Annotated in this window: 7 protein-coding genes and 1 pseudogene; 6 read left to right on the forward strand and 2 right to left on the reverse strand. The window is 32.8% G+C overall.

Annotated elements, in window-relative coordinates; all coding sequences use genetic code 11:
• Nucleotides 1–726 precede the first annotated feature (726 nt).
• Together H4683_RS22520 and H4683_RS19080 are read right to left on the reverse strand one after the other, a co-directional pair.
• Nucleotides 727–853: pseudogene (locus H4683_RS22520) on the reverse strand (transposase); the annotation flags it as partial.
• The gene (locus tag H4683_RS19080; protein WP_192600423.1) at nucleotides 827–976 is read right to left on the reverse strand and encodes a hypothetical protein; all 150 of its coding nucleotides are present in this window, start codon (nucleotides 974–976) and stop codon (nucleotides 827–829) included. The pseudogene H4683_RS22520 and the gene H4683_RS19080, both read right to left, overlap by 27 nt.
• 332 nt (nucleotides 977–1,308) lie before the next feature.
• On the opposite strand from H4683_RS19080, the gene H4683_RS19085 reads away from it, so the two are divergent.
• The 6 genes from H4683_RS19085 to H4683_RS19110 all read left to right on the forward strand — a co-directional run bounded on the left by H4683_RS19085 (nucleotide 1,309) and on the right by H4683_RS19110 (nucleotide 11,745).
• The gene (locus tag H4683_RS19085; protein WP_192600424.1) at nucleotides 1,309–2,058 is read left to right on the forward strand and encodes a 4'-phosphopantetheinyl transferase family protein; all 750 of its coding nucleotides are present in this window, start codon (nucleotides 1,309–1,311) and stop codon (nucleotides 2,056–2,058) included.
• Between the two features lie 34 nt (nucleotides 2,059–2,092).
• Entirely contained in the window at nucleotides 2,093–2,749 is a 657-nt protein-coding gene (locus H4683_RS19090; protein ID WP_192600425.1) for a FusB/FusC family EF-G-binding protein, read from the forward strand.
• A gap of 80 nt (nucleotides 2,750–2,829) precedes the next feature.
• Nucleotides 2,830–4,284 (forward strand): argininosuccinate lyase, encoded by a 1,455-nt coding sequence (locus tag H4683_RS19095; protein WP_338062500.1) that lies wholly within the window; start codon nucleotides 2,830–2,832, stop codon nucleotides 4,282–4,284.
• 80 nt (nucleotides 4,285–4,364) lie between these two features.
• Nucleotides 4,365–5,381 carry a cysteine synthase family protein gene (locus H4683_RS19100; RefSeq protein ID WP_192600427.1) on the forward strand — a complete coding sequence of 339 codons (1,017 nt, stop codon included), beginning with the start codon at nucleotides 4,365–4,367 and terminating at the stop codon, nucleotides 5,379–5,381.
• Complete coding sequence (locus tag H4683_RS19105; protein ID WP_192600428.1) at nucleotides 5,381–6,613, forward strand: ATP-grasp domain-containing protein; 1,233 nt, start codon at nucleotides 5,381–5,383, stop codon at nucleotides 6,611–6,613. Before H4683_RS19100 ends, H4683_RS19105 begins: the two co-directional genes overlap by 1 nt.
• A 41-nt stretch (nucleotides 6,614–6,654) precedes the next feature.
• Entirely contained in the window at nucleotides 6,655–11,745 is a 5,091-nt protein-coding gene (locus H4683_RS19110; RefSeq protein WP_225942235.1) for a non-ribosomal peptide synthetase, read from the forward strand.
• Nucleotides 11,746–11,753: the final 8 nt, after the last annotated feature.

Genomic DNA, 11,753 nt, shown 5'->3' on the forward strand with positions numbered 1-11,753 from the left:
GACCTGGGTGCCCATCAGAATCATCGATGTCTGCCTCGTTATTAGCAATCAAAGGGAAGAAGACCAAAATGAGCGCTACACTCTCTTCTTCACCAACGTCGCAGCCAGTGGTTAGACCTTCAATAATGAACGATGGGTAGCAGGCTTATTAAGCAGTACACCTAAGTGTCCGCAAGGGGGAAAAGCTATTTCCTGTGTCAATCTTGTCCGTTCCATTGTCTCATGGGCACGGTCTGAGAGAAATAAAAAGTGAAATAAAAAAGGACGAAGTACTGAAATGGGGCATCCCCCATCCTTCGTCTAAACCATATGAAATTGGGCAATTCAAATAAGCAGGTAAGCACCTGTAAGCTAGTTTTTATTTATGAAAACTGATAAATGATGATTTATCCTTTTGGCCTCCTCGGTAAACAGGGGTCAAACAGGTAAAACATAAAAAGGGTGAGGAAGCCAAAAGGCAACCGTTTCCTATAGGAAATCCAATAGATTCTCCAGCAGTCCGGATCAACTGGAAATTCTATCGGAAAGAGCTCTTACTACTAATATACGAGGGGGGGACGTCAAGCAAAAAGATTATTCGTTACGGGACGTTGATGTTCTCGAAACGCCGTATCCAATGCCGTGCCTCTTTCCAAAGTGTAGCTATCAGCCGTCGTGTAATTTGAAGAAGCGTCTTTTTACTTTTCGTTTCGTATTGAGCCAAGACTGTCAGGCAGTACGTAATGAGCGCAAGGAAAATCTGGTTTTTTACGGCATTTCCACTCATACCGTAGAAATGTTTAATCTTTACGTGCTGCATAATCCACTTGAAAAACAGTTCAATTGCCTAACGTGAATGATAGATTTCACTGATATCATCCGCTAAAAAATCAAATCGATTTGTGATCAGACGCATTTCTTTACAGCGACTATCGATAATATCAATAATGCGAAAAACGTTCTCTGTGCGGTTCGTGGCTGATTCGATATAGACCATTTTGACGGCTACTGTCTTCTGGAAGTGTAAACTCATCTACAATACGTATGAAAGCGTTGTCTTCGTTCGACCGACTAGAATTGCTGTAATTTAGTATAAAAAGTGATTAACTAGAATCCAGCAGGGATTTTTTTGAAAAAAATTACATGTTTATAAAGAATTAATAGTTGGTGTTTTCAGGTATACCTTATTAATTTGACAATTATTAAGTGAATGATATAATAATAGTGGTGGTGGTGTATTGCCATAATAGATTTATTTGAACAGTATATGATAATATTGGAATTAAATCTATTCAGCTAATTTCAGTTTTAAAGGAGATTAATTATATAATGCAATGGTCACTCAATATGCAGTTTAATAGAAAGAGCGAAATCTTTTGCGCGAATCTATATATTATAAGCGATTATTTTATTAATAAAGATTATTTAATACTTGAAAAATTTTTAGGAGTTAATGAAAAAATAGCATATGGCAATTTATTATCTGTTGGCAGGAAAAGAGAATATCTTTTCGGTAGATATGCAGCAAAAAGATCCGTTTTAACGCATTTTAATGTAGGTGATATTCAGGATATTCGGGATATTCAGACATTGTCTGGGATTTTCAATTACCCAATTTTAAGCTTACCAAAAAATACAGATAATTTAAGTGTAAGTATTAGCCATTCAACACAAATGATAATTGCCATAACCTTTTCAGAAAAGCATCCGGTTTCAGTTGATACAGAAATATTCTCAATAGAAAATACAAACAAAATTAATGACATTATATTACAGGTAGAGAAAGATATATTAAGTTCGCTTGACATCACTAAAGAAATTGGTTATACGTTGCTTTGGACTTCAAAAGAATCATTATCAAAAATAATAAGAACTGGACTTACATTGCCTTTAGAGACTATGGAAATAAATAATATATATAAAGAGGAAGGTTTTTATTATTGTGAATTTAAATTATTTATTCAATATAAAACTGTTTCTTGGATAATAAATAATAATATAATTACTGTATGTATGCCCAGAAGAAGTAATTTAAATTATCAAAACCTTAAAAAAGAAATAGAGTGCTGTGCCATATAAAAAATCTAAACTCAATAGGCAATGGAGGTAGTAAATGTTGAAATTATTTATTGAAAACCATCAATTTAATACGATAAAATATCATGCACTCCAAATTGTAAATGCATGTAAAAGTTCAATTAGTAATGACGTTATATTTGCTGTTAAATATAGCGGACTTGAGAAAATCAAGGAGCAATTTAGGGAGTTGTCGAAATACGAAAGTGAACTTCTGGAACGAATAATTCAAATAGACAGTTCAGAATCATGTGAAAAATTTTTAAATGAACTAGAGATATTCAGAAAAGGTATAAAGAAAATCTCGGAAAAAGAGTTGAAGAAATTATTTCCTAAAAAAAGAAAAATAAATGTACCTAAATATTTATTAAATTCAAATGATAAAATCTCTTTTTTTTCTTGGGATGATATAGGTTTAAAAAAAAGATTTCTACTTTATCAGCTGAATGGTGAATATATTGGGGTAGAGGGAACCTACTCATCAACTAGTCACGATAGTTTTTGTTATTTTTGTAGAATGAAAAACAAAGTAAATTTAGTTGCATTTTTGAGCAAAGCTAAATCGAAAAATCCAGATTATTATAAAATCATTTCACAGTATATATGCTTAGACATTGAAGAATGTAATGCGCAAATTAAAAATCTAAGTCATTTAGAGAATTTATTGTATAAACTATTAAAAAATGATTTATAAAAAATGTGAAACGGAACGAGGCATTTTCAATTATTACATTTCAGGTTTCCTTGAAAAATAAGAAGTATGAGGTGAAATTTGTGAGTCTTTCTGGAAGAATTACATCTGGGCCAAGTGGAATTTTACATAGTGAGATCCTTGGACCACAATTTAATTATGAATTAGAAAATTTACTTCCATATTACTTAGCTATAGAAAAAATTTTCGTTTTAGAATATGAGCGACTAGAATTAATTACGGGTAATGAAAAGGATAATATCATTACAATTTTAGATCAAGTGACAAAAAAAAACATAAAGGCTGATCCCACGTATAATATGTCAGACATCCTATTTGCTATTGAAAGACATGTAGAGGATAAATTAGACGTTGAAGTACCTGCATGGCATATTGATCGCAGTAGAAATGATATACAGGCTTGCGCACAAGTAATGTTTGGAAGAGAACAGTTGCTGCAGACAATAAATGAAATGAGAAGCTTATTTTTGGTTGTTCATAGATTGGCTGAAAATACAATCAATATTCCCATGCCGGGATATACTCATTATCAAGCCGCACAAATCATAACACCAGGCTTTTATCTATCCGCAGTGAGTGAACAACTAATTTTATCGATGAACCGAATGTTGAATATCTACGATGAAATAAACAAATGTCCACTAGGTGCTGGAGCGATGTCAGGTGGAGAATTTGAATGGGACAGGCATGATATGGCTAAGCTTTTAGGATTTTCAGGACCTCAAAAACATTCTCTTAACGCTGTAGCCTCACGTGATTGGACTCTGAAAATTGCTTCAGAGTTATCTAACTTTGGCGTTTTTCTAAGTCGTATTATTACGGATCTAATACAATGGGGTAGCAGTGAGTACCGATATATTGATCTTCCCGATCATTTATCAGGGATATCATCTGCCATGCCACAAAAAAAGAATTTCCCCATTCTTGAACGATTAAGAGGTAAAACTGCTCACCTACATGCATTCTACATCGATTTCATTCTTGGACAGCGCAATACTGCTTATACAAATTTAGTAGAAACCTCTAAAGAAGCAGGTACTCATGTAAATACGATGTTTGATACATTTAAATCCATTATGCGGTTATTTACTATAGTTATTAGCGAGTTATCCTTTAATGAAAATAGGATGTTAGAGGCATGTAAAATTGATTTTTTTGGTGGATTTAGTTTAGCAAATTTATTAACATTACATAATAAAATTCCTTATCGTCAATCTCAGATAATTACTGGTCAATATATTTTAAAAATGCTGGAAATGAGTCGAAATGCAGAACAAATTGAGGTAGATATTCTTAAGAAAATCGGGTTGGAGCAAGGCTACCAAATTAAAATTACTACTGAAGAATTAAAGAATGTATTTGATGTCAGTAATAACTTGAAAAGTAAAATAACAGAAGGTTCAGTAAATCCTCTGAATGTAAAAGAATTATTAAATGAACATAAAGCACATTATAAAAATATTATATATGAATTTGATCTAAGGAAAGAAGATATTCAGAAGACAATAAATGCGTAATATGCTATTAATTTCACTAACTTGAAAAGTCATTGCTTTAGTAAGAACGTATACAATTCCCGTAGCGAGGTGTTTAAAAGTTGATAGATGCAATTGGAAATACTCCATTAATAAAATTGAAATTAAATAAAAGTGCCAAGTGTGAAGTATTTGCTAAATTGGAATTACTGAATCCATATGGAATGAAAGATCGAGTTGCAAAACGTACAATAATGGATGCTAAACAAAAAGGTATATTATTACCAGATGATCTGATTATAGAAAGTTCTTCCGGAACAATGGCATGTGGCGTTGCCCTAGTCGGAAGAGGACTGGGGCATGATGTGCATATTGTAACTGATCCACGAATTGATGATGTAACCAAAGCGAAGTTGATATCTCTCGGATGCAAGTTACATATAGTTGATAAAATAGGAAATGGGGGATGGCAGGGAGTTAGATTAGTTAAGTTAAAGTCTTTATTGAAACAATATCCAAACGCATTTTGGCCAATGCAATACGAAAATCCAGAAAATCCAATGTCTTATGCCGAACTAGCACAAGAAGTTCTGAATGTTATAGACAAGGTAGATATATTAGTTGCATCAGTTGGTAGTGGTGGTTCCATATCAGGAATTGCGAGAGAACTTAAAAAAAAGAATAGTAAATTAAAAGTTATAGCCGTTGATGCAGTAGGTAGTATGATTTTTGGTCAACCGGATATACCAGAAAGGTTACAGGGGGGGTTAGGTAATAGTTTGGTTGCAAAAAATGTTGATTACTCAATTATTGATAAAGTACATTGGCTCAATGATGAAGAAGCATTTGAAGCCACATTGCAACTAGCTAGAGAACAACAGATTTTCGCAGGAAATAGCTCCGGTTCCGTATATGCTGTAGCACGATGGTTAAGTTCTCAGGAAGATGTTGGGAAAAAAATACTAGCAATTTTTCCTGACAGAGGGGATCGATATGTAAACACTATTTTTAACAACGAATACCGTAAAGAAAAGGGATTGTTAAATGTAAATCTCCCTACTAGCCCGCTTTTTGTCCCATATGAGACCATTGTCTCGTCATGGTCTTACTCTGAGTTAAGAGGGGTTGAAAATACGTAATGCTTAAAAAAATACTGTTTATTGAATCTAACACAACAGGAACAGGTTTGATTGCCATAAAAAAAACATATTCGTTGAATTATATTCCAATCCTACTTACGAATAAACCCGATCGTTATTTAGGAATCGAAGACATAGGATGCGAGATTATTTTTTGTGATACCAATAATTTTCATGACATAAGAATAGCAATAAATAAGAGGTTCCATCCCAAGGAATTGGCTGGTATTACAACTACAAGTGAATACTATATTCAGACAGCTGCTATGTTGGCTTCTTTTTATAATTTGCCAGGTAACACTCAGCAGAGTATGAAGATTTGTCGAGATAAATCCTCAACAAGACAACTATTGAAAAAAAACGGAATAGATCAACCTGAATTTGAAATAATTCATTCAATGAATCAACTTCAAAATGCAATTAAACAAATAGGCTACCCTTGTATTATAAAACCAGTAGATGATAGTGGGTCAAAAAATGTTCTATTATGTAAGTCTATTAGTGCAGCTACAAATCAAGTTAAAAAGATATTATCATTGTCTGAAAATTCACGTGGTCAAAAGACTATACCCACAGTTCTTGTAGAAGAGTATTTAGATGCTCCTGAGTACAGCGTTGAAATAATTTCATGGCAAGGGAAAACTAAGTTAATTGGAATTACTGAAAAGTTTGTAACAGGACTCCCTTACTTTATTGAGGAAGCACATATTTTCCCAGCTCCGCTTTCAAAAGAGAAAAGTAAATTAATTTATGAGACAGTAAAACATGCATTGTCAGCGGTAGGTTTTAAAAATGGTGCTTCACATACTGAAGTTAAGTTAATACACAATAAATGTAAAGTTATTGAAATAAATGCACGACTCGCTGGTGGTATGATTCCAGAATTAATCCGATATGCAACTGGAATAGATATGATAGAAGAACAATTAAAGTGTTGTTCTGATGGCCCAGGAAAATTAAAAAACACATTACAAAAGTTTTCTGGAATAAAGTTCCTATTAAGTAATAAATCCCTGATAATAAATGATGTACTAGGTATCAAAGAGGCTAGTCAGGTTAAAGGTGTAGAAATTGTAAAGGTTACTGTTGAGCAAGGAATGCGAGTTAACAGAGCGGAATCATTTCTAGATAGACTGGGTTTTGTTATTGTTACAGATTCCTCGTATCTGAGAATAAGGGAAATATTGGATATTGCGATTGACAAAATTCACTTTACTCCTCGTTCAGAATAATCATGAACTTAAAGGAACATTTAGTAAGAAAGGGTGTTTTTATGGCGAAAAAATTTGATCTCCAAAAAATGATGAATTGGAATAATACAAAAATAGATTTTCCGGATTTGGCACTACATCAATTGTTTGAAAAACAGGTTCTAATAACACCAAATCATATTGCGGTAGTGATACAAGAAAATAGTATCACTTATAAAGATTTAGAGGAAAGAGCAAATCAGCTTGCTCACTACCTTGAAAAATATGACATACAAAAAAATACTCCTATTGGTGTCTATATGAACCGTTCAATTGAGATGGTTATTGTACTTATCGGAGTTTTAAAAATTGGAGCTGCCTATTTACCTATTGATCCAGATACCCCAAAAGCGAGAATTAAGCAAATCTTGACTGAAGCAGGTTCTTCACTTTGCATTTCACAGTCCGAAATAAAAACTACACTTCCTACAGATGCCAAAGTCACATATATTGACTATGATAGTATTACTAAGGAATTAAGTGGATTATCAATCAAGAAAATGGGTATTGAGGCAGATTTAGAACAACTTGTTTCTGTTTATTATACATCTGGTACAACAGGCAAGCCTAAATGTGTAGCAAACAAACATAAAGGATACGTCAATAAAATTAACGCAATGCAACGAGCATATCCACTTGTTATTGGTGATACTGTTTTACAAAAAGCAACAATTGCATTTGATGACTCATCATTAGAGATTTTTTGGCCTCTTTCTTTTGGAGGAACACTTGCATTAATGGAACCAGGCTTACATCGTGATCCAAGAGCCATTGTGGACGCCTTAATTCGATATAAAGTTAAATATATGTATATTGTATCGAGCATGCTAAGCAGAGTTTTAGACGTAGTAAAAGAAGATGATAAGTTAAAGTTAACTAGTTTACAAGGAGTATTTGCAGGTGCAGACCCTCTTACATCTATTGTAGTAAGACGCTATTTAGATATAATGCCAGGAGTATTGTACAATACCTGGGGTTCAACAGAAGTTTCAATCGACGCTACAATACATGAATGTACAACGGAAGATAGAGACGAAGAAGGCTCCATTTGTATAGGAAAACCATTTGATAATGTCCAAGTATACATATTAAATGAATATCTTGAGCCCGTTATAGATGGTAATATAGGAGACCTTTTTGTAGGAGGCGTTGGGATTTCCAGAGGATATTTAAATGATGATAAACGAACAGAAGAAATGTTTATTGATAACCCCTTTTTAAAAGAATCAAAAATGTACAAAACTGGTGATAAAGGTTACTACAGGCCAGATGGATCTATTAAATTTGCTGGTAGAGTAGATAACCAAGTTAAGATTAGGGGAATCAGGATTGAATTAGAGGAAATAGAGGCTGTATTACGAACTGACAAAAATGTAAAAGAGGCTGCAGTAATTTTACGTGAAGATACTCCAGGCAATAAAAAAATTGCGGCATATATAGTGCTACATAAAAAGAAATCCGTTTCTATTAGTCAACTCAAATTATATTTAAAATCTTATTTACCGGATTATATGTATCCGAATTTTATATTTATTTTAGAAAGTTTACCTTTAAATCAAAATGACAAATTAGATAAGCGGGCATTGCCCATACCCGACGCTATACGTCCAATAATAGAAACAAAGTTTGTTGAACCACGAACCAATCTAGAAAGAAAGTTAATAAAAATTTTCTCGGAAATCTTACATATCGAAAAAGTAGGAATATACGATGACTTCTTTGATTTGGGGGGGGATTCAATCTCAGCAACCCAAGTTATGACTTCTATACGCTCTATTATGGTTCAGGATATTCCATTAAAGGTGATATTTGAATTAAAATCTGTGGAAAAATTAGCCAAATATTTCTCGGATAATTATAGCGAGGTGCAAAAAAAAAATATCATTCCATATCAAAGAGCTAATAAAGATCTCCAACTATCATATTCACAAGAAAGAATTTGGGTTTTTCAGGAAATGAACCCGGATATTTCAGCTTATAATGAAGCGACAGCTTTTCGTTTATTCGGAGCATTAAATATTAAGATACTTAATATAGCTTTAAATAAAATTATTGAAAGACAAGAATCACTAAGGACATACTATAAATTAAAGAATGATCAACCAGTTCAGAACATTTCAGATAAACTTTCTATTGAAATACCTATAATTAACCTAAGAAATGAACTAGAAAAAGAAAACATTGTCAAGAGACTTATGACAGAAGATGCGCAGGTATCATTTAATCTTCAAGAACTTCCCTTGTTTAGGGTAAATATTTATAAAATAGGAGAAGACGAATGGATACTTTACTTCAATATGCATCACATTATAACAGATGGTTGGTCTACAGTAGTATTTTTGAAAGAGTTAAAGATACTGTATGCTGCTTACAGTAAAAATAAAAATTGTCCGTTGGAGGATTTACCTATTCAATATGCCGACTTTACCAACTGGCAAAGAGAATGGTTGAAAGGAAAAACCTTAAATACTCAACTCGATTTCTGGAGAATTTATTTATCAGGAGATTTACCAATTTTACAATTACCAACTGATTACAATCGAGGCCCCATTCAAACTTATAATGGTAATAAATATAACTTCAAATTAGAAAGAAAAATCGTAGAAGGAATTAGTAAAATGGGTAAAAAGTATAAAGCTTCTGACTACATGATTATGTTAGCAGTGTTTAACATTTTGTTACATCGATATTCAGGTCAAGATGATATCCTAGTCTGTTCCCCAATTGCAAATCGAAATCATAATGGAATCGATGATTTGATTGGATTCTTTGCGAATACAGTTGTAATAAGAAGTAAATATAAGAAAGAAGAAACATTTGAGAGTTATCTATTACAGATAAGAGAGAATTGTATAGATATTTATAATAATCAAGACGTTCCTTTTGAACAGTTACTTACAGAAATTCAACCAAATCGAAGTTTAAGCCATGCTCCGCTAGTACAAGTTATGTTCTCTTTTCAAAATAAATTTGAAGAGCTTCTTGAACTACCAAATATCACTTCAACGTCAATACCAGTTAATAATAAAACTGCTAAATACGAATTAACTTTTTATCTAACAGAGAATAGTGATGGAGAATACGAAGGTATTGTTGAATATAACACAGATTTATACAAAAGTTCTAGAGTTAAGTCGATAGTAGAAAAATTCAAAGTGCTATTAAAAGAGTTCACAACGAACCCTTTACAAGAAAACTCAAAAGTGAATTTATTATCAAATAGAGAACGTCAAAAGTTAATTGAATTTAATCAGACAACTGTTCCTTTCCAAAATAATAAATGTCTGCACGAAATATTTGAGGAACAGGTTATGAGAACACCTGATAATATTGCTGTTATTTTTGATACTAATGAACTGACATATAGAGAACTTGATTTACAAGCAAATAAATTAGCAAATTTTTTAACAACAAAGGGAGTCGGTCCTGATAAGATTGTTGGAATTTGTATCGAAAGATCCATCGAATTAATTGTGGGATTGCTTGGAATATTAAAAGCTGGAGGGGCATTTTTACCACTAGATCCAGAGGCGCCAAACCCTCGCCTTAAACAAATTATTAATAATGCTGGGTGTGAGATATTTTTGGCACAAAATTCTTTGAAAGAGAAGTTATTGATGGAAGAAATGGAAATTATCTATCTTGATTCTGAGTGGGGCGATATTGATCAGCAAACTGACCAGAAACCTACAGTGGCTGTTACTCAAGAAAATATGATCTCTGCCTATTACACTTCGGGTTCAACTGGTCAACCAAAAGGTGTTATTAACCTTCATAAAGGTTGGGTAAATCGTATGAAATGGATGCAAAGTAAATTTATGCTACAGTCAAGCGAAACTGTTCTTCAAAAAACCACTTTAACTTTCGATGATGCTGCAGTAGAATTATTCTGGCCATTAATGGTCGGAGGACGTATTGCTCTCATTGCACCAGGATTGCATCGTGATCCTAGGGAAATAATAAATGCTTCAATTCGTTACAATACTGTACATCTTCAATTTGTTCCAAGTATGTTAAATATGGTACTTGATGAATTAAACTCTAAGGATCGCCAACTGCTTTCATCTTTAAGAAATTGTATCTCAAGTGGAGAAGCCTTAAGTCCTAAAACGGTTGAACATTTTTTCGAAAGAATGCCTGGCAAATTGCATAATACTTGGGGTGCTACTGAGGTTTCTATTGATTCTACTATTCATACTTGTAGTGAACAAGATATTAAAGAACATGGCTCGGTCAGCATTGGAAAGCCGATAGATAATAATGAAGTATATATACTTGATGAATTCTTACAACCAGTCCCAATTGGGATATTAGGTGATTTGTACATTGCAGGTATAGGATTAGCTAAGGGATATTTAAATGATATTGAAAGGACAAATAAAGCATTCATATCAAATCCATTTAATACATTAGAGTTAATGTATAAAACTGGGGATCGAGGTTACTATCTTCAAGATGGCTCAATTAAGTTTGTAGGAAGAGAAGATAATCAAGTTAAAATTCGTGGAATGCGTGTAGAATTAGGTGAAATTGAAACTACTCTTCTTAAACACTCTTTAGTAAAAGAAGCAGTAGTTATTATGAAAAACGAAAATATCGATTTGAATAGGCTAATTGCATTTATAGTCCCACAAATAAAAGATTCGAATCAAATTCTCACAGTCGAAAATATAAGAAATTATTTAAAAAGGGAACTACCTGAATACATGATTCCTTCATATATATTATTTCTTGATGTCTTACCCCTTAATGCAAATGGAAAAATTGATAATGAAAAACTTTTAGCAATAAATGTGCAAAATCAAAATAATGCTGGAAAGCATATCCCCCCAAAAACAATGGCAGAAAAATTGATTTCTAATATTTGGAAGGAAATACTTAAGTTAGATGAAGTGGGAGTCGATGAAAACTTTTATAATTTAGGTGGTCATTCTTTGCTTGCGACACAAGTCGCTTCACGGTTACGGAGGCAGTATAACATAGAAATACCGTTAGGAAATATATTAATGAAACCAACAATTAGCGAACTTGCCATAGAATTAGAAGAAAAATTAATAGAAAAAATACGTAATATGACTGAAGAAGAGTCTTATGATTTATCAGTTAAAAATTAATATACCCT

Origin of the sequence: Sporosarcina limicola (assembly GCF_014873855.1) — a bacterium.
Classification (GTDB): domain Bacteria; phylum Bacillota; class Bacilli; order Bacillales_A; family Planococcaceae; genus Sporosarcina; species Sporosarcina limicola.

What these genes read in the sequence shown, in the direction of transcription:
- H4683_RS19080 (WP_192600423.1), bottom strand. Translation starts at nt 976, where the DNA reads ATGGTCTATATCGAATCAGCCACGAACCGCACAGAGAACGTTTTTCGC.
- H4683_RS19085 (WP_192600424.1), top strand. Translation starts at nt 1,309, where the DNA reads ATGCAATGGTCACTCAATATGCAGTTTAATAGAAAGAGCGAAATCTTT.
- H4683_RS19090 (WP_192600425.1), top strand. Translation starts at nt 2,093, where the DNA reads ATGTTGAAATTATTTATTGAAAACCATCAATTTAATACGATAAAATAT.
- H4683_RS19105 (WP_192600428.1), top strand. Translation starts at nt 5,381, where the DNA reads ATGCTTAAAAAAATACTGTTTATTGAATCTAACACAACAGGAACAGGT.
- H4683_RS19110 (WP_225942235.1), top strand. Translation starts at nt 6,655, where the DNA reads ATGGCGAAAAAATTTGATCTCCAAAAAATGATGAATTGGAATAATACA.